Origin of the sequence: Sporofaciens musculi (assembly GCF_009830285.1) — a bacterium.
Lineage (GTDB): Bacteria > Bacillota > Clostridia > Lachnospirales > Lachnospiraceae > Sporofaciens > Sporofaciens musculi.
In genome coordinates, this window is sequence record NZ_WUQX01000001.1 from 2,939,557 (window position 1) to 2,958,781 (window position 19,225).

The window sequence follows — 19,225 nt, forward strand, 5'->3', positions numbered from 1 at the left end:
AAACACATATAGGAGACAGCATAAATGGTAAATAAACAAAAAATATTAATCGTAGACGATGACGAGAACATAGCCGAACTGATTTCTTTGTATCTGACCAAAGAATGTTTTGACACAATGATGGTGCATGACGGAGAGAAAGCCCTAATCGCCCACGATACCTACCAACCTAACCTGATACTCTTAGATTTGATGCTTCCGGGCATCGACGGCTACCAGGTATGCCGCGAGCTTCGGACCAGATCTAACGTACCGATTATCATGCTATCGGCAAAGGGTGAGGTCTTTGACAAGGTACTGGGACTGGAGCTAGGCGCAGACGACTATATTATGAAGCCTTTCGATTCCAAGGAGATGGTTGCCCGCGTCAAGGCGGTTCTCCGCCGTTACCAGGTAACGCCTAAGCAGGAGGATGCCCCTGAGAATAAGGGGAAATGTGTGGAGTACCCTGGCATTTCCATTAACCTTACCAACTATTCTGTTCTGGTGGACAACACCCAGGTGGATATGCCCCCCAAGGAGTTAGAGCTTCTGTATTTCCTTGCCGCCTCCCCCAACCAGGTATTTACGCGGGAACAGCTTCTTGACCAGATTTGGGGCTATGAGTATATTGGGGATACCCGCACCGTAGACGTCCATATCAAGCGGCTGCGGGAGAAAATCAAAGACCATGGCTCATGGAGCCTCAGCACAGTCTGGGGCATTGGCTACAAGTTTGAGGTCAAATAAACAGGCAAATGAAATCACAAAGGAGTATGAGACCACATGCGCAGTACATTATATCTGAAATTCGTAATCGTATACGTCATATTCGGATTCCTCAGCATTTTTATTGTGGCGACCCTGACATTTAACCTGACAGAAAGCCCCCTGGAAATTGAGATGGCTACCTCCCTCTACCGAGAGGCGAATCTTTTTGCCAACCACTATCTCCCCTCCTACTTTTCGGAGGGGGTGGACGACTCCCAGGTACACCTACAGTTGTCCGGCATCGAGATACAGTTGGAGGCAGCCGTGTGGTTTGTTGACAAGGACGGTGTCATGATTTCCTCTGCGGTATCAGAGGAATATCCCTCAGCCCCCTATGAGATTGAAGCTTTTGACCCTGTGGAGAGCAAAGGAAGCCAGTACCAAATAGGCGATTATCATGAATATTTTGAGGAGGATGTGATTACCGTCATTGCTCCGGTGGTCTACAGCTACTCCCCCAAAGGCTACCTGCTGATTCACAAATATGTTTCTGATTCCCTAAAGCCTCAGAAAATCCTGCTTCGGGCTTCGGTCATTACCGTGTTTGTCATTTATATTCTCTCCTTCATGGTACTCCTTGCCTTCCAGTATTTTGTCTATCTGCCCCTGCGCAAGATTACAGAGGCAGCCACTCAGTATGCCTTGGGCAATCTGGAATACGAGATACCGGTAAACACCGAGGATGAGATGGGATATCTGTCCGCCTCGCTGAACTATATGTCCTCACAGCTTCGGGACATGGAGGATTATCAGAAAAAGTTTGTGGCAAATGTGTCCCATGATTTCCGCTCTCCTCTGACCTCCATCAAAGGATACGTGGAGGCTATGGCAGACGGTACCATCCCGCCTGAGCTTCATGAGAAATATCTGAAGATTATTTTATTTGAGACAGAACGTCTGACGGATCTGACCCAGGACCTTTTGACTCTGAATGAATTTGACACAAAAAACATGCTGTTGAATAAGGAGGTTTTTGACATTCACGAGATGATCCGGAATGTGGCGGCCTCTTTTGAAGGAACCTGTAAACAGAAAAAGATTTCCATCGAGGTCATTTTTCCGCCAAAGAAGCTGACCGTCAATGGGGATAAACGGAAAATCCAGCAGGTTCTATATAACCTTTTAGACAATGCCATCAAGTTCAGCGAGCCTGATTCCGTGGTTACGATTGAGACTACGGAGCGTGGCGAAAAGGTTTACACCTCGGTCAAGGACGACGGCATTGGAATACCGCGGACTTCACTGAATAAAATCTGGGAGCGTTTCTACAAATCAGACCTCTCCCGCGGGAAGGATAAGAAGGGGACTGGACTTGGACTTGCCATTGTCAAGGAGGCGATTCAGGCCCATGGGGAGAATATTAATGTGGTCAGCACAGAAGGAGTCGGGACGGAATTTATCTTCTCCCTGCCCAGAGGATAATGGGCAGGGTTCTTTTTATGCCTTCCTACTTCACAATTACGGTCGGGAAGCCCGCCTGTTTTAGACGCTGCTCCATCTGTACCGCATCGTCCATGTCGTCAAAATCTCCGACCTGGACTCTAAGATAGGGACCAGAATCGTCAATATATGCGGGGAAGCCTTTCTCAAGAAGTTCGTTTAACAATCTTTCTGCATATCTGCGGTTGCGGAATGCGCCTACCTGGACGCGGTAATCTTCGTCTTTTATGATTCCCTGCGAGTCCAAAGTGTCTAAGACGCCTGCTGCGATTGCCTGTGCAATATCCTGAAAATTTTCGTCAAACAACTGATTATCCACATCTGAGTTAATGAATCCGGCTTCCACCAGAAGCGCCGGCATGTTGGTTCTTCTAAGTACTGCCAGATTGGGGCGTTCCTTCACTCCAAGATTCACGAAGCCAACAGCCTCTAACTGGTCGTTGATGTCCTGTGCCATCTGATATTTCAGCCCTGACAAATCGTACACCAGTGTTTCCACACCTGATACCTCGTTATCTGTGGGAAATGAATTCCTGTGGATGGACAGGAAAAGGTCAACTCCCGCCTGGTTTGCTTCCATTGCTTTCTGAATGGGTGTCTCGAATACATCTGTGGTCCTGGTATATTCTACGTCAATTCCATGGTTCTGGAGGATTTCACCTACCGCAAGGGTCAGACGCAGTGCGTCGTCCTTCTCCTGGCGTCCGTTGTAAACTGCGCCGGGATCGCTTCCGCCATGTGCTGATTGTAGTTTACGCAAATTGTGATATGTATTCCCCAGTATATATGGGGAGTTAGAAATGTATTGAGATTAGATAGCCTTTTTCTCCAAGTCCTCACAGTAAACGCTTGAAAATAAATGTTCCAGCTCATTTCCGAAGTTGTATGAGATTTTAAGTTTGCGGTTTTCATAAACTGTTATCTGGTCTATCATTTCCACAATAATATCTCTGTCTAATTCTTCAATGTCTTTCAGTTCCAACAACCGCCTTAACCACGGTGTTTCAAAAACATCTTCTGTTACACTTTCCTTTTTCTTTTCTTCCAGCGTTACAATCTGTTTGGAGTAAAGCGTTTCTTTTTGTTGATAGTCCTCTCGATAAGAAAGAAATTCTTCTTTAGAAATCAGTTCGTCTTTGTAATCTTCATAAATTGACTTTTTCAACTTCTTCACTCTTTCAAGCTCTGCTTTTAACTTTGTCAGTTCTATGTCTGTTGATTTTCTGATTTTTGTTGCTGTGAAAGATTGTGATTTTACAAGTTCCTGCAAGTTCTCTACATTGCGGATAATCTGCTTTAAATCTCCCAGCACAATATCATTCAATACTTGAAACGGGAGCGTGTGCGGAGTGCAATAATCTTTTCCACTTCTTTTGTAAGTTCCACAATAGAATGAATAGGACTTACTTCCGTCAGCACGTCGCCAGAAATTTTTCATCATTGCCCGACCACAATCACCACACTTAATAAAACCTGCAAAGATATTTTTATTTGTTTCTAAATCAATATCCCTATGCTTTTTCGTCAGCAGTTTTTGTACCTTATCCCACAGTTGACGGTCTATAATCGGTTCATGTGTATTTTCAACCCTTATCCAGTTTTCTTTCTCAACTGGACGCTGTTTGCTTCTCATACGTTGATGTTTCTTTCCTTGTACCATGTTTCCAATATAAAGCTCATTTTGTAACATCACTTTAATCGTGGAATACGTCCAATAAGAAGTTTTCTCTAAACGGTTGCAATTTTTGTAGTTTTCGCCGTTGAGCTTTTTATATTCCGACGGACAAAGGATACCCTCTGCATTTAGTATTTTTGCAATGCTTTGTTTTCCTATTCCTTGTGCATACATATTAAATACTCTTTTTACAATTTCGGACGCATATTCATCAATCACAAGTTTATTCTTATTTGCAGGAGATTTCTTATAACCATAACTTGTAAAAGCTCCGATAAATTCTCCTGCTTTCTGCTTTGATTTTACTGTCGCTTGAATTTTATTAGAAATATCTCTGGCATACTGTTCGTTGAATATATTTTTAATAGGAAGTAACATATCGTATGCCTGCTTCATACTATCAATATTATCTGTTACAGAAATAAAACGAACATTAAGCTCTGGAAATATTCTTTCCAAATATCGCCCCGTATCAATGTAATCTCGTCCGAAACGGGAAAGGTCTTTTACAACAACACAATTTACCTTGCTATCTTCAATGTCAGCAATCATTCTATGAAAATCTGGTCTATTAAAAGCTGACGTTAGATAACGATACTTTTGAAAACACTGGAAAATCAAGGTTTTTCGAGCGACGGACAAGCAGGGTATTGTACTAAAAACTGAATACGACGCAGAAGCGGCGTTTCTTACTCTCTACATGGGAGAACAGGAACGCCGCTTTTTTCATGCCCTTTGTTACGCAGTAGGGGCAGAAAAAGCCTTGCTACAAGCGGTTTTGCGGGTGTGTATCTGGCGCGGCAAGGGATTTATACCTTATTCCCCGAAACCGCGCTTCTACTGCGTAACAAATCCAAAGCAAAGGAGCTATGAACTATGGCAGTTTTCAGAGTGGAACGGAACAAGGGCTACACCGTAATGAGCAACCACCACCTACGCAACAAGGAGCTTTCCCTAAAGGCAAAGGGGCTGTTGTCGCAAATGCTGTCACTCCCCGAAGATTGGGACTACACCTTGAAAGGCTTATCCCTTATCAACCGGGAGAAGATAGACGCTATCCGCGAAGCCATTAAGGAGCTTGAACGCGCCGGGTATATCGTCCGTTCAAGGGAGCGCGACGAGAAAGGATGCTTGCGGGGCGCGGACTATGTGATATTCGAGCAGCCGCAGCCGCCTACGCCGGATTTACCTACATTGGAAAATCCAACATTGGATAATCCAACGCAGGAAAAACCAACATTGGAAAAACCTACGTTGGAAAATCCAACGCAATTAAATAAAGATATACAAAGAACTGACTTACCAAAAAAAGAAAAAATAATTACTGATGAACAAAGTACCCATTCCATTCCTATCCTTTCCCCTACCCCCTCTCCTTGCAGAGAAGCGGCTACGCCGCCGGAACGGAAAGGAACGGAAGCGACAGCACAGAGCGCAGTTGATATATACCGGGAAATCATCAAGGACAATATCGACTACCACATTCTCAAACAGGACATGAAGTTTGACAGTGACAGGCTTGACGAGATTGTAGACCTCATGCTTGAAACCGTATGCACCGCCAGAAAGCGGGTACGGATTGCAGGGGACGACTACCCGGCAGAGCTTGTGAAATCTAAGTTTATGAAACTGGACGGCGAGCATATCCGCTTTGTGCTTGACTGTATGCGGGAGAACACAACGAAAATCCGCAACATCAAGCAATATCTGAAAGCAGCCCTTTTCAACGCCCCGTCCACTATCGGCAATTATTACACTTCCCTTGTCGCCCATGACATGGCAAGCGGCGCACTGTCACCGAAGAAGCCGCAGTACGGCGACCCGGACTATTATTCATGCAACGAGGGCGAAAGCCTGTAACCACCCACAACCACAAAAGGAGGATTTTATTATGGCACAGAAAATGACAGGAGCATTGGTATTTGACGAGCGCACCGACCGTTACGACATCCGCTTTGACTTAAACAGCTACTACGGGGGCTTGCATTGCGGCGAGTGCTTTGACGTATTCGTGCGGGGCAAGTGGAAGCCGACCCGGATTGAGTACGGCGACAACTGGTATCTTGTGGGTATCAGAGCCGAGGACTTGAACGGGCTGCGGGTGCGTATCTGACCGCCGCCCCATAAAGAAAAGCGAAAGGAGGACGCGAGAAATTGCAGGACGAAGTAAACGAAAAGACCATAGCCCTTTACATCAAGACCGGGAAGCTGACCGCCCAGACGCTCCAAAAGGCAATGAAAGCCATACTGTCAAAGGGAAAAAAGCAGCTTTCCAAACCGCCACAGGGCAAGCAGAGCTTAAAGCAGCTTATGAAGCAGAACGCGGGCGTTTCCAACATTGAGATTACCGAGGGCAATATCAAAGCCTTTGAGAGTACGGCGAAAAAGTACGGTATCGACTTTGCGCTGAAAAAGGACGCGACGGAAAGCCCGCCCCGCTATCTGGTTTTCTTCAAGGGGCGGGACGCGGACGTGCTGACCGCAGCCTTTAAGGAATTTTCCGCAAAAAAGCTGACACAGGAGAAAAAGCCCTCAATCCGAAAGCTGCTCTCTACCCTCAAAGAAGCTGCACAGGGCAGAAACGCGGAACGGGCAAAGGTCAAGAACAAGGACAGGGAGGTATCGCTATGAAGCCGGAAATCAAGAAGCTGCTTATCCTAAATCTCCCGTATCTGCTCTTTGTCTGGCTCTTTGATAAAGTGGGCGCGGCTGTCCGGCTCTCCCCCGGCGCGGACGCAAGCGCAAAGCTGCTACATCTTGGGGACGGTTTTACCGCCGCCTTTTCCAGTATCGCGCCGAGCTTCCACCCGGCAGACTTAGCTTTAGGCATTGCGGGGGCGGTCATTGTCCGGCTGATTATCTACACCAAAGGCAAGAACGCGAAGAAATACCGCCGCGGAACAGAGTACGGTTCGGCGCGTTGGGGGACAGCCGACGACATAAAGCCGTACACCGACCCGGTATTTGAGAACAATATCCCCCTAACGCAGACGGAACGGCTCACCATGAACAGCCGCCCGAAGCAGCCGAAATACGCAAGAAACAAAAATATCCTTGTAATCGGCGGTTCCGGCAGCGGCAAGACCCGGTTCTTTGTGAAACCGTCGCTCATGCAATGTACGTCAAAGGATTTTCCAACGTCGTATATCGTCACTGACCCAAAAGGAACACTGATTTTGGAAACCGGGAAAATGTTACAGCGGTACAAATACCGTATCAAAGTGTTAAATACGATTAACTTCAAAAAATCCATGAAATACAATCCCTTTGCCTATCTGCGGAGCGAAAAGGACATTTTGAAGTTAGTCAATACCATTATCGCCAACACCAAAGGCGACGGGGAAAAATCCGGCGAGGATTTCTGGGTGAAAGCGGAAAAGCTCTACTACACCGCGCTAATCGGCTATATCTGGTATGAAGCCCCGGAGGACGAGAAGAACTTCACGACGCTGCTTGAAATGATAAATGCGTCGGAAGCCCGCGAGGACGACGAGGACTTCCAGAACCCGGTTGACCTCATGTTTGAACGTCTGGAAGAAAAAGACCCGGAACATTTTGCAGTCAAGCAGTACAAAAAATACAAACTTGCGGCGGGCAAGACCGCAAAAAGCATACTTATCTCATGCGGCGCGAGGTTAGCCCCATTCGACATTAAGGAGCTGCGGGAGCTTATGGAAACCGACGAAATGGAGCTTGACACCATAGGCGACAGAAAGACCGCCCTTTTCGTGATTATCAGCGACACCGACGATACTTTTAACTTTGTCGTGAGTATTCTCTACACACAGCTATTCAACCTTTTATGCGACAAGGCAGATGATGAATACGGCGGGCGGCTTCCCGTCCATGTAAGGTGCTTACTTGATGAATTTGCGAATATCGGGCAGATACCAAAGTTTGAAAAGCTCATTGCAACGATACGGAGCCGGGAAATATCCGCGTCAATCATCTTGCAGAGCCAGTCACAGCTAAAAGCAATCTACAAGGACAACGCCGATACCATAGTCGGCAACTGCGACACCACCCTTTTCTTGGGCGGCAAGGAAAAAACGACGCTCAAAGAAATATCGGAGATTTTAGGCAAGGAAACGATAGTGCGCCCGTTAGGGTGTATGCCATAAACCGCCTTTAGCAAGCGGTAGACAAAGATATCAAAGAAAGGACGGTGAAAATTTATAGTCTATCATTCCACGACTTATCCGTGAGGGGAAACCCTCTGGGGAGTGTAGCATGTCGTTGTTATAGCCGCCACTATTAACGCTATAACTGGCATAAAACGGCGCAATCTTCTAACCGCTGTTTTATGTGGGGATGAAAATCCGTGTATGAGGATGAAAGCTAAACTGCTTGATTGGTAGCCGGAGCCTGGGAGTATCTGGCCTACGTGCGAAAGAAGATGAAACGCACGGTGCTTTGGCGTCTGTCGCTCAATCGTCGGCAGACGTGCGATATCCAAAGCAGGGCAAGCCTTAGATTAGGTTGAACGGCGAACGCCACATATCTACAAAGATTACCGACAACACGGAACGCTAAGTATGGCATACGCTACCGGGGATGACCTAAACCCGCCCATATGCGGGCATGGTTACACAGCTCCCATAGTAGCCCGTGGACTCTGGATTTACAGGGATAGCCGTAAAAACGGAAGCGGGAGAGCCGCCCACATGACGAAGGGGAGCAGTATGCTTTTAATACAGAGAAAGAAAGGAAGGTGCGTGAGGCATCATGAGAAATCCAACTGATGTATTGAATAGCCTAAACAAACAGTCTAAAGATTTATCGTATAGGTTCCAAAGGCTCTACCGGAACCTGTACAACCCGGAGTTTTACCTTTTGGCATATAGAAATATCTACGCCAATGAGGGAAGCATGACGCCGGGTGTGGATGGTGAAACACTGGACGGAATGAGCAGTCCGAGAATAGAGCGTATCATCAGCGCATTAAAAGACCGTTCTTACCGCCCAAAACCTGCACGGCGTACATATATTGCAAAGAAAAACAGCAGTAAGAAGCGTCCGCTTGGGATTCCTTCCGGGGATGACAAGCTGGTGCAGGAAGTAGTCCGAATGATATTGGAAAGCATTTATGAGCCAACCTTCTCCGACTATTCCCACGGATTCCGCCCGAAAAGGAGCTGCCATACAGCCCTCGAACAGATACAGCGGACATTTGCGGGGGCAAACTGGTTTGTGGAAGGTGACATTCAGGCATGTTTTGACAGCTTCGACCACCATGTTATCATTGATATTCTGCGCAGGCGCATTGATGACGAAGCTTTTATCTCATTGATGTGGAAATTTCTGAAAGCCGGATATATGGAACAATGGCAGTACAACAGGACTTACTGCGGCACTCCGCAGGGTTCCGGTATCAGTCCCATATTGGCAAATATTTACCTGCATGAATTGGATATGTATGTGGAGGAATACAAAGAAGGCTTTATAAAAGGGAACCGGGTAAACCGTAAAGTGAACCCGGAATACGCCAGACGGAACCGTGAAGTGCAGAAGTTCATGCGCCAGAACAGGGAAGTATGGGATACGCTTACCGAAGCCGAAAAGAAAGAACGTGCCGGGGAATTACGCAGACTGCGGGAGAAACAGAGGGAAATCCCGTCTAAGCAGTTCAGGGATGAAACCTATAAAAACCTGCAATACGTCCGTTATGCGGATGACTTTATCATAAGCATTATCGGGAGCAAAAGGGATGCGGAAGAATTAAAAGCAGACCTTGCTGTATTCCTCAAAGAAAAATTAAACCTTACGCTGTCAGTGGAGAAAACCAAAATCACCTATGCTACTGACCGGGCGAGATTCCTCGGCTATGATATCTCTATTTCAAAGAGCCGGGAAATCACAAAACGCCAAGGCAGGAAAGTGAAGGGGTACAGCGGCGCAGTAAAGTTATACATGCCGCATGAAAAATGGGAATCAAAACTGTTGGAGTATGGCGCAATCCGTATCAAGAAGGACAAAGTTACACAAAAAGAGCATTGGAAAGCCATTCACAGACCACAGCTCATTAACCGTAAGGATATCGAAATCCTGTCAAAGTACAACTCTGAAATCAGAGGTTTGTACAACTATTACTCACTGGCATGTAATGTATGCGCAATGAGCAAGTATGCGAGTTTAATGCATTATAGTATGTTGAAAACATTCGCAAATAAATACCGCACAAAGACCAGAAAAATCAAAAAGAGATATTTCAGAAATGGACGGTTTACAGTCATTTATAAGACAAAAGGCGGTATGAAGGAGAGCGTATTTTACAGAGGGCCTTTTATCCGCAAGGACAAGCCTAATGTGCCGCAGGCAGATATCCTGCCCGCCTATAAGCGGTATGATAAACCGAACCGCATAGCGGCAAAACTGCGCTCCAAAACCTGTGAACTCTGCGGACAGTACACAAATGACGTGGAGATTCATCAGGTGAAACGGCTGAAAAGCCTTAGCGGTAAATATGAGTGGGAAAAAGTTATGTTAAAGAACCATAGGAAAACGCTGGCAGTATGCCCGGCGTGCCACCGTGAGATACACGGAAAAGACTGATTTTGTTAGTTGATGGCATATGGAGAGCCGTGTGCATCGAGAGGTGCCCGCACGGTTCGGGAGGGAGCGTCCACGAGGCGCTTACCTCATGACAGCTTCAACACTTCCGAAACAAGGGGACGGGAGCTTTCGCATGGGCTGAACTATCAGAAATTGGGAAAGCAGCTTATGACGGAAGATGAAATTGCAGTCATGGACGGAGGGAAATGTATCTTGCAGCTACGCGGGGTGCGCCCGTTCTTTTCGGATAAATTCGACATAACGAAGCACCCGAAATACAAGTACCTGTCCGACGCAGACCCGAAGAACGCCTTTGACATGGAAAAGCACCTTAAACGCCGCCCCGCCATTGTCAAGCCCGACGAGGTTTTTGACTATTACGAGATTGACGCGGCAGACTTACAGGAGGGCGCAGACCATGAGGAAACGTAGCGCAGAGGAAAAACAAAAGCAGCTTGAACGGTTTTTAATGAATGTTGCGGAAGCCGCCGACGCTGCATTATGGGAGTATTGGCGGGAAAAGGAAGCGGAACACCGCCGTTTTGCAACGGAGTATGTCACGCGCCGGGGGCTTATCCCGCAACAGTGACAGCATGGCAGACCGCCGGGGGACAGGGGAAGCTACACTTCCCCTACGCTGCCTTGCGGCAGCTACCCCTTTGTGAACTTGCGGGAAGCGAACACCTTGCTACGCAAGCTATTCACTTCCCGCAAGTCTGAAAAAAACGTCCGGCAGCACAGCGGGACACAGAAAGGAGCGATTGAAGCAATCACATCTATCCATACCGGCTACATGATACGCGCCCCCACTTTCCGGCGCAGTACACAGCGGCAGGAGCCGCACCCCTTACAACTGAATACCGCCGCGCCGCAGGACTTACGCAGCGCGGGGACAGCCGCCTTTACCAGAGGGCGGTTTTTTTGTGCGGCGGCATATGCTGACCGCCTTTTGTCCGCTTGCCGGACAGCCGCAGACGCGGCAGAAAGGATATATTTATGGCATTTTTCAATAGCGCAGTAGACGTTTTGCAGACCCTTGTTGTAGCACTTGGAGCCGGGCTTGGTATCTGGGGCGTAATCAATCTGATGGAGGGCTACGGCAACGACAATCCGGGCGCGAATGCTCATGTGCGGTAAAGTAACAAGCAAAGATTTTGATAGGCAGCCGCCCGCTATTCCGTAAATATTTCTAAATCTTTATTTCACAAAATGCAAGAAATATGTTATACTTACAAGCGCATGAGAAAACAAAATGGAGAAAGGCGGTGAGCCAGTGGCGAACAAGAATCAATACCACTTTGACAGTAAAATTCATATATATCGAGCCACAAAAAGAATGACACAACAAGAGCTTGCCGATTTGGTGGGCGTTTCAAGACAAACGATTATGCAGCTTGAAAGAAACCGATACAATCCCTCTATGCTGTTGGCTTATGCTATTGCAAGAGTATTTGACGTTTCGATTGAAGAATTATTTGATTTTTGGGAGGACGAAAAATGATTGAAATATTAAATGAGATTGCCAACAGCACAACACTATTCATTGTGGGCGCATGGTTTGGATTAGTAATTACAATCGTTCTAATCATATTGTTTTTCGTTAAATCTTCCCGTGATGAAAGAGGTCGGTCTATTATCGGCAAAGCAAGCATTATTTCTACGATTGTATTTATCGTTCTTGTAAATTTTGTTTGTAAAATATTGGATAATATTGAAATTAACTACGTTACTATGGGCTTTTGTTTTCAATGGATTTATGATATTGTCCTTGCCGTAGAGGTTATTGCAATTCTGATTTACAAAAGAATTGAATAGACGATAACCGAAAAATTCAGCGGTTGCTTTCAAAATGCCGCTGAATTTTTTTGTTTTATAATGTATGAAATACTTTACTTTGAGCAAGAAATATGATATGATAGCGTTGGTCGGAAAGACTGAAGAAATTATGGAGGTAATGATATGATTGAAACGATTATCGAGGTACTTATCATTGCAGGAACATTAGTCTGTGCCAGCCTGCAAATGAGAAAGGACGCACTGAAAGCCAGACGAGTGTACGCCATAGCGTTTGTTTTAATGATTGCCGTCTGCATTGCTTTTGGCATTGCACAGGGCGCAGTTGCCGCAGGAATATTCTATACTACATTGTCCTTTTCTCCTATTGAGGTATTATCTCTCCTTGCAGTTATCTACTGGATTTCCTTAATAACCGAAAAAGGGAAAATGTTCAACAAGGTAATCGGAGAATGAAATAGCAAAACCAGCCGAGCCAGTCAACGGCAAGATGAACGGGCTGCGCCCGCCGTTGACAGCCCCGACTGTTTTCGCTGATAGGCAGCTAAGGGGCGACAGCAAAAAGTGCTGCCGCCCTTTACTATCATAAAAATCAAATTTCAATCCACGCATTTGTAGAGGAAAGGGGGAAATTTCCATGACCTGTACAGAAGAATACAAGGAGCCTATCGTTTACACATTCCATGCCTTTTGACAACTGAATAACCGCCGCCAGAGGACGGCACACCGAGCAGGAAATCAGCAACAAGGTTTCCTGCTTTTTTTGCGCTTTGCGGTTGCCGGAATCGCCCTCTTTGCATTACTTATGCAGAGCCAGTCACAGCTAAAAGCAATCTACAAGGACAACGCCGATACGCTGCCTTGCGGCAGCTACCCCTTTGTGAACTTGCGGGAAGCGAACACCTTGCTATGCAAGCTATTCACTTCCCGCAAGTCTGAATAATACCCGTCCGGCAGCACAGCGGGACACCGAAAGGAGGAATGGAAGCAATCACATATATCAATATCGGCTACATGATACGCGCCCCTACTTTCCGGCGCAGTACACAGCGGCAGGAGCCGCACCCCTTACAACTGAATACCGCCGCGCCGCAGAACTTACGCAGCGCGGGGACAGCCGCCTTTACCAGAGGGCGGTTTTTTTGTGCGGCGGCATATGCTGACCGCCTTTTGTCCGCTTGCCGGACAGCCGCAGACGCGGCAGAAAGGATATATTTATGGCATTTTTCAATAGCGCAGTAGACGTTTTGCAGACCCTTGTTGTAGCACTTGGAGCCGGGCTTGGTATCTGGGGCGTGATTAACCTCATGGAAGGCTACGGCAACGACAATCCGGGCGCGAAAAGCCAGGGCATGAAGCAGTTCATGGCTAATTAAAGGGAACAAAAAGAAAGGGAAAGCCAATCCAGACGGTATCAGCGGCAGGATACAAGAATAAATTGTGATTTCACAAGATTGGTGCTATAATAAGAGAAAAGTTCCTGCCGGGGCAGCCGCCCCGGTGGTATGGATAGAAAGGCAGGAAAACAATATGCACATCAGCTATAAACCACTCTGGCACACACTGTTAGAGCGTGATATGAGGAAAGAGGATTTAAGGCTTGCTGCTGGTATGACAACAAATATGATTGCCAACATGAGCAAAGAGGGAAAGCACATCAGCATGGATACATTAGCCCGTATCTGCGAAACGCTGAATTGTGAGATTACCGATGTGATTGAGTTAGTACCAGACGAGCCTGCTTCCACAGGAGGTAAGGAACATGAGAGAATTGAAACCAAGAATAACGGAAAACGGAATTGATTATATCCTTGTCGGAGATTACTACATCCCGGACTTGAAACTGCCGGAGGAACACCGCCCTATCGGAAAGTACGGACGGATGCACCGGGAATATTTAAGGGAAGTCCACCCAGCCAGATTGAATACATTGATACTGACCGGAGAATTGTGGACATATCTTGCAGACCTGAACGAACAGGCACAGGAACGGTTAGACACTATCATGGAGCAGATGAAAGCCACCGAGGGCGTGACAGAGGAATTGAAGCGAACTCAACAAATGGAATGGGTGCAGCGTTGTAATAACATTCACAACCGGGCAGAAGAAATTGTTTTGCATGATATAATTTATTCATACGGGAGTAATTAAATCGGAGGTATATAAGATGATTGAAATTGTATTTGGTGAAAGTGCCTGTGGAAGTTTGAAAATTGCCCAAACTTACGGTAAGGGAAAGTATAGAGGAAGTGCAGTTTCGGTCTTTATGAGGCACGAAGATGGGAGTGTTCCATCTTCAGATGAAATGAAAGAAGCACAAATTCAAGCACAGGAACAAGAACATATTGCTTGGGAGAATGCTATTCCATTGGGAGGCAAGAGCAGTGATGTTTATTGTTTTGATATGGCTCTTAGTGTGGGAGATATTTCTGATAATGGAATTGGCGAACAGCGGAAAAATGTTCTCAAGAAAATGCTGTCTGTCTGGTTTGTAGAGGATTTAGACTATCAGGTTGAAGAAAAAATACAGAAAATTAAAACTACATTGTCTTCGGTTATTGAACGATATGTAGCTGGGGAAGAAGTTCGTATTTGGTATAGCTATAATCCGGATGAACTTTGCGGTATGTACTGGCTTATGAAACAACTTCGACCATTAAACTGTCAGACAACAATTTATTTGGTTAAGTTACCTGCCTGGGAATATGGAAAAGAAAATACTATGATATCCAAAATAGCATGGGGTGAGGTTTCTCCTGGCGAATGGGGAAAATATATAACTCTACAAGAAAAAGCTAAGCCTGTATTTCTTTCAGCTTGTGCTATGAAATGGAATCAACTTCAAAATGAAAATGCACCTTTGCGTGCAATGCTAAATGGTAAATTGCAAAGTGTTTCAGAAGATATATATGATAGTTTCATTCTTCGTGAAATTGCGGAACAGCCAGAGCAATTCAAAATGGCTATTGTTATAGGTAATGTTTTAGGAAAATATCAACTTGGAATTAGTGATGTATGGATTTCTAATCGCATTGATAAAATGCTTGAAGATGGTGTGTTGGAAATTATACAGGACGCACCAAAGGGAGAAACAAATTATCGCCGGATATTAAGAAAACGAATGAAATAATAACCACAGCAAGAACCGCTGCTACATGGAAGGCACCCCAACCATGCAACAGCGGTTTTTTTTACCGTTTTTTCCTCTGGCTGATAGGCGTTCCCATTTTCTTTGATTTTTTGAGAATCCGAATCAGCCAGCGAAATTCTTCGTCTGACAGATTTTTATAGTTGATACCGAGCTGCTTGCAGTAAAGGACAACCAGCTTTTCATCCCGGCTGCCCTTGAAATTTTCGACTGCTTCGAGATTTTCTTTCAATTCATCGGCAACGGTGGTCTGGGGCGCACTCTCACTGTCCTTTTTGTGGGCTTCCCGAATATCCCGGATAATCAGGTTGAGGTCATCCAGAACCATGTGACTGAAATACTCATCATCACTGATATGGGCGGCTTGCAGCACTTTCAAATGCGGGTCATCTTCGCCTGGGCGATACCGTTCAATGATTTCATGCCGGACGGTATCGACAAGTGCATTGAGGTTTTGAATCTGCATGGTAGCAATCCCGTCCACATAAATCTCAATGTCTGCAAGAAACTTGATAAAATCTTTATGTGTAGCAAGCTCACAGAGCAGACGGTTGTTAATCCGACCGCTTTTCAGCAGTGCCACCATCTCATCATTCAAATGCAGCTCCGTCAATGGTGTGTTGATCTGCTCCCTGTTCTCTGTCCGGCACAGTAGATAATCAACAGAGACCCCATAGAAGTCTGCCAGCGTGATAAGGTTGCCATGATTGATTTCCTTAAAATCCTCTTTTTCATAACTTCCAAGAGCTGATTTGGAAATGCCTGTCAGCTTTGATAGTTCTTCCAGATTTAAGCCTTTGTCCTTGCGGAGTTCCCAAAGGCGTTCCTGTATGCTTGTTGCTCCTTTCATGGGCGCACGCTCCTTTCCAATGGTTTCATTGCTGCCGCTTATCTGGATTATATCACACTTTCCGCAATCGTGGAAATTTCTGATTTTTACCCCTAATTCCTACTTTGTGGACATACGGCACAGGGCACAAAAATGTTCTATGATACAGGTAGTTCATCGATGGATTATTCCAATCGAATGACCAGCCTGTGTGGGATATGCTTCCCCGGCGATGTAGCGCCATGACTTTTGGCAGGGATGTGGAGGAACCCTGACCGAAACGAGCGTACCAAAGGGAGCGATACGCCGCTGTGAGATTCAGGGGAGGAACGACACCGGGGAGAACTGGCGAACTGACACCGAAATGATACCGAAACACGACAATCTGATAGGGGGATAGTCTACCCTATCGCTGATACTTCGGGAGATTTTAATCGGCTCTATGACCGTAATTTTGCCGAAAATCGCCCCGAAACCATACACTAAAACGGGAGGAAATACAATATGCCGAGAATGAGCAAAAAGAGGAAGCATGAGCTTTCCTTTTACCTCAATGACCGGGGGCGTGTCACTTACAACGAATTATGCCGGAAATGCCAGCATGGGTGCAAGCAGAGCTTCCGGGCGGTTGTGATTGACTGCCCCCGTTATTTATTCAAACGATCAAAGAAAAAGGAGGAACACACCGAATGAATTTTGAATTTATGACGATAGACACACCATTGCCGCCCTGTATGCCATTTCCCAGAGCGTTGACAGGATTTCCAGTCAGCAGCACCGCAAAGGTCATGTACTGCCGGATGCTGGACGCTATGCTATCCAAAGGGCAGGAGGACGAGAACGGAATCCTGTTTGTCTGCTTCCCTGTCACAGCCATTGCCGCAGTCCTGTCCCGCAGTCCCATGACGGTCAAGCGTTCTCTGAATGAACTGGAAAACGCCGGACTTATCATGCGGGTGCGTCAGGGCGTGGGAGAACCGAATAGGATTTATGTGCTGATACCGGGAAAGGAGGACGCTGCCCTTGCCTGATACCTCGAAGCTGGAAAAGCTCAACCGGGAGCTGGAGAAAAGCGAAAAGAAACTGCGGAAAGCCATCAATGATGAAAAGGCATTGCAGCACCAGTTAAAGCAGCTTACCCGAAAGGAACGGACGCACCGGCTCTGCACTCGTGGCGGTATGCTGGAAAGTTTTCTGCAAGAGCCGGAACGCCTAACAGATGATGATGTCATGCTGTTGTTGAAACTCATTTTTCACAGGCAGGACACGCAGGAACTATTGAAAAAAATGCTGGAACGGGAGAAGCCGGAAACCCCTTAGTTTACTAAGGGCGCATTATCCGAGATTTCCAATTATCCGAGGTAACTCTCAAAGCTGCCGATATGAAAGGCTTTCAAAGAAATTATCTCGGATAATTATTTATGAAAAGAGCAACTGCCATTTCAAAAATTATCAGAGGCAAAGGTGTGATTTACCCAATTATCTCGGATAAGTACAAATCACCCACAATTGAAAGCGGGGTTAATTATCCGAGATAATCGTTTTCAAATGCTGTATTCATCGGATTTAATCAATTTACCTCGGATAAGTTTTTATCTCGGATAATGCGCCCTATCCAAGAACTCGGATAGGGCGCAATTATACACCACCCAGAGGTTGGTGCATTGCGTTCTCCGAAGGCTCCTCGCCGGAGGGCTGTGATTTTCCGCAGTCATGGTCTGCTCCAAATCATACAGGGGACGCTACGCTTCCCCTGCGCTGGCTGCCGCCAGCTACCCTTTTGTGGACTTGCCATCTGGGGACACCTTGCCTTGCAAGCTGTTCCCAGCCGACAAGTTTCATAAAATATGCTATCTTTTCGATAGGCAATACAGTATAATGATGTTGATAACAATTTAAGTAAGGAAGATAGTGACGAAAGACTTATATGATATTGCCTTGTGTACGGTAAAAAACATAAATTTAAAGAAAAATGGTAAAGCAGGTCATGTGGCTTGTGCTTTAGAAACAGTAAGTGGTATTGTTTATACTGGCATTTGTATTGATGTGCCCTGTTCAATTGGAATTTGTGCAGAACAGGCAGCTATTGCCGAAATGCTGAAACATGGAGAAACGAAAATCAAAAGAATTGTATCTGTTTATGAAGATGGCAGCATCCTGTCGCCTTGTGGAAGATGCAGAGAATTGATTTCACAGTTAGATCTGGATAATGAAAATACAGTAGTTGCCATTAACAATGACCAAAAGGTTACATTGAAAGAATTATTACCTGAAAGGTGGGACAAAAAATGGGATTAAATAAATTAACCAACAGAATTTATTTTTTAGAACACGCCCCCGAAGTGGACAGACCGATGTTAGCTTATCTTAAAGGAGATAAAATTTCTCTGGCGATTGATGCTGGATATTCGGCATCTCATGTTCAGGATTTTTACAGGGCAATCGAAGCGGAACAGTTTAACAAGCCGGATTTTACGGTTATTACACATTGGCATTATGACCACACCTTTGGTATGCACGCAATCAATGGAATAAGTATTGCCTATGGCAAAACAAATGAGTTCCTCAAAGACCAGCAAGAACAGGCAAAAAACCTCAATTATATCGAAATTCTGAAAAAGGAAGATATTCATTTTAGAAAAGAATATTGCGGACAGGACAAATTAAGTATTGTGCTGTCCGACATAACTTTCTCGGATAAAATGACTTTGGATTTAGGTGGCATTACTGCACAAATCTTTCATACAATTTCGCCACATTCAGAAGATACTACTTGTGTTTATGTGCCAGAAGAAAAAGTTTTGTTTTTAGGAGATTCAACGAGTGAAGATTTCTTTAATAATGGATATATGGATAAGGATAAACTGTATTCTTTGGTTCAGACTATTCAATCTATCGATTGTAAATATTGCATACTAAGTCATTGCGAACCTCTTAGTAAAGAGGATTTGCTTGCTTATTTGTTGTCAGTAGAAGCTTGAAATTCCATTTTGCTATTTTTCTACATCGGGTCAACTTGCCCCGAACTTTTACAAC

The 19,225-nt window shown here is 45.5% G+C and carries 28 protein-coding genes and 2 pseudogenes; 27 read left to right on the forward strand and 3 right to left on the reverse strand.

What is annotated here, in order from left to right:
- Nucleotides 1-24 precede the first annotated feature (24 nt).
- Entirely contained in the window at nt 25-729 is a 705-nt protein-coding gene (locus GN277_RS14730; RefSeq protein ID WP_159751708.1) for a response regulator transcription factor, read from the forward strand.
- Nucleotides 730-765: 36 nt separating this feature from the next.
- Nucleotides 766-2,172 carry a sensor histidine kinase gene (locus GN277_RS14735; RefSeq protein WP_159751709.1) on the forward strand — a complete coding sequence of 469 codons (1,407 nt, stop codon included), beginning with the start codon at nt 766-768 and terminating at the stop codon, nt 2,170-2,172.
- A 25-nt stretch (nt 2,173-2,197) separates the two neighbouring features.
- On the opposite strand, the gene GN277_RS14740 is transcribed toward GN277_RS14735, so the two are convergent.
- The gene (locus GN277_RS14740) at nt 2,198-2,950 is read right to left on the reverse strand and encodes an N-acetylmuramoyl-L-alanine amidase (RefSeq protein ID WP_159751710.1); all 753 of its coding nucleotides are present in this window, start codon (nt 2,948-2,950) and stop codon (nt 2,198-2,200) included.
- Nucleotides 2,951-3,001: 51 nt separating this feature from the next.
- Nucleotides 3,002-4,507: a recombinase family protein gene (locus GN277_RS14745; protein ID WP_322101259.1), complete on the reverse strand. Its 1,506-nt coding sequence runs from the start codon at nt 4,505-4,507 to the stop codon at nt 3,002-3,004.
- Between the two features lie 58 nt (nt 4,508-4,565).
- Here GN277_RS14745 and GN277_RS14750 point away from each other — a divergent pair, with 58 nt between their 5' ends.
- The 20 genes and pseudogenes from GN277_RS14750 (at nt 4,566) to GN277_RS14830 (ending at nt 15,342) form a co-directional block, all read left to right on the forward strand.
- A complete protein-coding gene (locus GN277_RS14750) occupies nt 4,566-4,784 on the forward strand; it encodes a hypothetical protein (RefSeq protein ID WP_159751711.1) in 219 nt (72 codons plus the stop codon).
- A complete protein-coding gene (locus GN277_RS14755) occupies nt 4,742-5,725 on the forward strand; it encodes a DUF6017 domain-containing protein (protein WP_025577810.1) in 984 nt (327 codons plus the stop codon). The genes GN277_RS14750 and GN277_RS14755 overlap by 43 nt, the downstream gene beginning before the upstream one ends.
- 31 nt (nt 5,726-5,756) lie before the next feature.
- Nucleotides 5,757-5,978, forward strand: a complete 222-nt coding sequence (locus GN277_RS14760) for a DUF5348 domain-containing protein (protein WP_002569164.1) — start codon at nt 5,757-5,759, stop codon at nt 5,976-5,978.
- A gap of 41 nt (nt 5,979-6,019) precedes the next feature.
- Nucleotides 6,020-6,496 (forward strand): PcfB family protein, encoded by a 477-nt coding sequence (locus GN277_RS14765; protein WP_002586631.1) that lies wholly within the window; start codon nt 6,020-6,022, stop codon nt 6,494-6,496.
- Nucleotides 6,493-7,959: pseudogene (locus tag GN277_RS14770) on the forward strand (VirD4-like conjugal transfer protein, CD1115 family); the annotation flags it as partial. The gene GN277_RS14765 and the pseudogene GN277_RS14770, both read left to right, overlap by 4 nt.
- A gap of 441 nt (nt 7,960-8,400) precedes the next feature.
- Nucleotides 8,401-8,607 (forward strand): hypothetical protein, encoded by a 207-nt coding sequence (locus tag GN277_RS14775; protein ID WP_159749052.1) that lies wholly within the window; start codon nt 8,401-8,403, stop codon nt 8,605-8,607.
- The gene (locus GN277_RS14780) at nt 8,591-10,417 is read left to right on the forward strand and encodes a reverse transcriptase domain-containing protein (protein ID WP_016295882.1); all 1,827 of its coding nucleotides are present in this window, start codon (nt 8,591-8,593) and stop codon (nt 10,415-10,417) included. Before GN277_RS14775 ends, GN277_RS14780 begins: the two co-directional genes overlap by 17 nt.
- A gap of 90 nt (nt 10,418-10,507) precedes the next feature.
- Nucleotides 10,508-10,849, forward strand: a pseudogene (locus tag GN277_RS14785) (hypothetical protein); the annotation flags it as partial.
- The gene (locus GN277_RS29470; protein ID WP_002569167.1) at nt 10,836-11,006 is read left to right on the forward strand and encodes a hypothetical protein; all 171 of its coding nucleotides are present in this window, start codon (nt 10,836-10,838) and stop codon (nt 11,004-11,006) included. The pseudogene GN277_RS14785 and the gene GN277_RS29470, both read left to right, overlap by 14 nt.
- A 96-nt stretch (nt 11,007-11,102) precedes the next feature.
- The gene (locus tag GN277_RS29475) at nt 11,103-11,438 is read left to right on the forward strand and encodes a hypothetical protein (protein WP_244324729.1); all 336 of its coding nucleotides are present in this window, start codon (nt 11,103-11,105) and stop codon (nt 11,436-11,438) included.
- Nucleotides 11,414-11,554 (forward strand): Maff2 family mobile element protein, encoded by a 141-nt coding sequence (locus GN277_RS14790; RefSeq protein ID WP_002586628.1) that lies wholly within the window; start codon nt 11,414-11,416, stop codon nt 11,552-11,554. Before GN277_RS29475 ends, GN277_RS14790 begins: the two co-directional genes overlap by 25 nt.
- A 115-nt stretch (nt 11,555-11,669) precedes the next feature.
- A complete protein-coding gene (locus tag GN277_RS14795; protein ID WP_022742100.1) occupies nt 11,670-11,918 on the forward strand; it encodes a helix-turn-helix transcriptional regulator in 249 nt (82 codons plus the stop codon).
- Complete coding sequence (locus tag GN277_RS14800) at nt 11,915-12,232, forward strand: hypothetical protein (protein WP_016227606.1); 318 nt, start codon at nt 11,915-11,917, stop codon at nt 12,230-12,232. The genes GN277_RS14795 and GN277_RS14800 overlap by 4 nt, the downstream gene beginning before the upstream one ends.
- Nucleotides 12,233-12,376: 144 nt before the next feature.
- Complete coding sequence (locus GN277_RS14805) at nt 12,377-12,667, forward strand: hypothetical protein (protein ID WP_159751713.1); 291 nt, start codon at nt 12,377-12,379, stop codon at nt 12,665-12,667.
- Between the two features lie 307 nt (nt 12,668-12,974).
- Nucleotides 12,975-13,154 (forward strand): hypothetical protein, encoded by a 180-nt coding sequence (locus GN277_RS14810; protein WP_159751714.1) that lies wholly within the window; start codon nt 12,975-12,977, stop codon nt 13,152-13,154.
- A 38-nt stretch (nt 13,155-13,192) separates the two neighbouring features.
- Nucleotides 13,193-13,453, forward strand: a complete 261-nt coding sequence (locus GN277_RS29480) for a hypothetical protein (RefSeq protein WP_162225341.1) — start codon at nt 13,193-13,195, stop codon at nt 13,451-13,453.
- Nucleotides 13,429-13,587: a Maff2 family mobile element protein gene (locus tag GN277_RS14815; protein WP_009243792.1), complete on the forward strand. Its 159-nt coding sequence runs from the start codon at nt 13,429-13,431 to the stop codon at nt 13,585-13,587. The genes GN277_RS29480 and GN277_RS14815 overlap by 25 nt, the downstream gene beginning before the upstream one ends.
- 154 nt (nt 13,588-13,741) lie before the next feature.
- The gene (locus tag GN277_RS14820) at nt 13,742-14,014 is read left to right on the forward strand and encodes a helix-turn-helix domain-containing protein (RefSeq protein ID WP_002593556.1); all 273 of its coding nucleotides are present in this window, start codon (nt 13,742-13,744) and stop codon (nt 14,012-14,014) included.
- Entirely contained in the window at nt 13,974-14,363 is a 390-nt protein-coding gene (locus GN277_RS14825) for a TnpV protein (protein ID WP_009296082.1), read from the forward strand. The genes GN277_RS14820 and GN277_RS14825 overlap by 41 nt, the downstream gene beginning before the upstream one ends.
- Before the next feature lie 16 nt (nt 14,364-14,379).
- Nucleotides 14,380-15,342 carry a DUF3658 domain-containing protein gene (locus GN277_RS14830; protein ID WP_009296083.1) on the forward strand — a complete coding sequence of 321 codons (963 nt, stop codon included), beginning with the start codon at nt 14,380-14,382 and terminating at the stop codon, nt 15,340-15,342.
- Between the two features lie 61 nt (nt 15,343-15,403).
- Here the strand turns inward: GN277_RS14830 and GN277_RS14835 are convergent, their stop codons facing one another.
- On the reverse strand, nt 15,404-16,210 hold the full coding sequence (locus GN277_RS14835) for a helix-turn-helix domain-containing protein (protein WP_009296084.1): 807 nt from the start codon (nt 16,208-16,210) through the stop codon (nt 15,404-15,406).
- Between the two features lie 483 nt (nt 16,211-16,693).
- On the opposite strand from GN277_RS14835, the gene GN277_RS14840 reads away from it, so the two are divergent.
- The 5 genes from GN277_RS14840 (at nt 16,694) to GN277_RS14860 (ending at nt 19,170) form a co-directional block, all read left to right on the forward strand.
- Nucleotides 16,694-16,882: a hypothetical protein gene (locus GN277_RS14840; protein ID WP_009296085.1), complete on the forward strand. Its 189-nt coding sequence runs from the start codon at nt 16,694-16,696 to the stop codon at nt 16,880-16,882.
- Entirely contained in the window at nt 16,879-17,220 is a 342-nt protein-coding gene (locus GN277_RS14845) for a DeoR family transcriptional regulator (protein WP_006873175.1), read from the forward strand. Before GN277_RS14840 ends, GN277_RS14845 begins: the two co-directional genes overlap by 4 nt.
- Complete coding sequence (locus GN277_RS14850) at nt 17,213-17,509, forward strand: DUF3847 domain-containing protein (RefSeq protein ID WP_009296086.1); 297 nt, start codon at nt 17,213-17,215, stop codon at nt 17,507-17,509. The genes GN277_RS14845 and GN277_RS14850 overlap by 8 nt, the downstream gene beginning before the upstream one ends.
- Nucleotides 17,510-18,100: 591 nt before the next feature.
- On the forward strand, nt 18,101-18,487 hold the full coding sequence (locus GN277_RS14855) for a cytidine deaminase family protein (protein ID WP_244324730.1): 387 nt from the start codon (nt 18,101-18,103) through the stop codon (nt 18,485-18,487).
- Nucleotides 18,478-19,170: an MBL fold metallo-hydrolase gene (locus tag GN277_RS14860; RefSeq protein ID WP_009296088.1), complete on the forward strand. Its 693-nt coding sequence runs from the start codon at nt 18,478-18,480 to the stop codon at nt 19,168-19,170. Before GN277_RS14855 ends, GN277_RS14860 begins: the two co-directional genes overlap by 10 nt.
- Nucleotides 19,171-19,225: the final 55 nt, after the last annotated feature.

Coding starts and splice junctions, on each gene's coding strand:
- GN277_RS29480 (WP_162225341.1), top strand. CDS start 13,193: ATGGAAGCAATCACATATATCAATATCGGCTACATGATACGCGCCCCT.
- GN277_RS29470 (WP_002569167.1), top strand. CDS start 10,836: ATGAGGAAACGTAGCGCAGAGGAAAAACAAAAGCAGCTTGAACGGTTT.
- GN277_RS14835 (WP_009296084.1), bottom strand. CDS start 16,210: ATGAAAGGAGCAACAAGCATACAGGAACGCCTTTGGGAACTCCGCAAG.
- GN277_RS14790 (WP_002586628.1), top strand. CDS start 11,414: ATGGCATTTTTCAATAGCGCAGTAGACGTTTTGCAGACCCTTGTTGTA.
- GN277_RS14830 (WP_009296083.1), top strand. CDS start 14,380: ATGATTGAAATTGTATTTGGTGAAAGTGCCTGTGGAAGTTTGAAAATT.
- GN277_RS14750 (WP_159751711.1), top strand. CDS start 4,566: ATGGGAGAACAGGAACGCCGCTTTTTTCATGCCCTTTGTTACGCAGTA.
- GN277_RS14825 (WP_009296082.1), top strand. CDS start 13,974: ATGAGAGAATTGAAACCAAGAATAACGGAAAACGGAATTGATTATATC.
- GN277_RS14775 (WP_159749052.1), top strand. CDS start 8,401: ATGGCATACGCTACCGGGGATGACCTAAACCCGCCCATATGCGGGCAT.
- GN277_RS14820 (WP_002593556.1), top strand. CDS start 13,742: ATGCACATCAGCTATAAACCACTCTGGCACACACTGTTAGAGCGTGAT.
- GN277_RS14795 (WP_022742100.1), top strand. CDS start 11,670: ATGGAGAAAGGCGGTGAGCCAGTGGCGAACAAGAATCAATACCACTTT.
- GN277_RS14800 (WP_016227606.1), top strand. CDS start 11,915: ATGATTGAAATATTAAATGAGATTGCCAACAGCACAACACTATTCATT.
- GN277_RS14840 (WP_009296085.1), top strand. CDS start 16,694: ATGCCGAGAATGAGCAAAAAGAGGAAGCATGAGCTTTCCTTTTACCTC.
- GN277_RS14815 (WP_009243792.1), top strand. CDS start 13,429: ATGGCATTTTTCAATAGCGCAGTAGACGTTTTGCAGACCCTTGTTGTA.
- GN277_RS14780 (WP_016295882.1), top strand. CDS start 8,591: ATGAGAAATCCAACTGATGTATTGAATAGCCTAAACAAACAGTCTAAA.
- GN277_RS14845 (WP_006873175.1), top strand. CDS start 16,879: ATGAATTTTGAATTTATGACGATAGACACACCATTGCCGCCCTGTATG.
- GN277_RS14755 (WP_025577810.1), top strand. CDS start 4,742: ATGGCAGTTTTCAGAGTGGAACGGAACAAGGGCTACACCGTAATGAGC.
- GN277_RS14860 (WP_009296088.1), top strand. CDS start 18,478: ATGGGATTAAATAAATTAACCAACAGAATTTATTTTTTAGAACACGCC.
- GN277_RS14760 (WP_002569164.1), top strand. CDS start 5,757: ATGGCACAGAAAATGACAGGAGCATTGGTATTTGACGAGCGCACCGAC.
- GN277_RS14735 (WP_159751709.1), top strand. CDS start 766: ATGCGCAGTACATTATATCTGAAATTCGTAATCGTATACGTCATATTC.
- GN277_RS14805 (WP_159751713.1), top strand. CDS start 12,377: ATGATTGAAACGATTATCGAGGTACTTATCATTGCAGGAACATTAGTC.
- GN277_RS14730 (WP_159751708.1), top strand. CDS start 25: ATGGTAAATAAACAAAAAATATTAATCGTAGACGATGACGAGAACATA.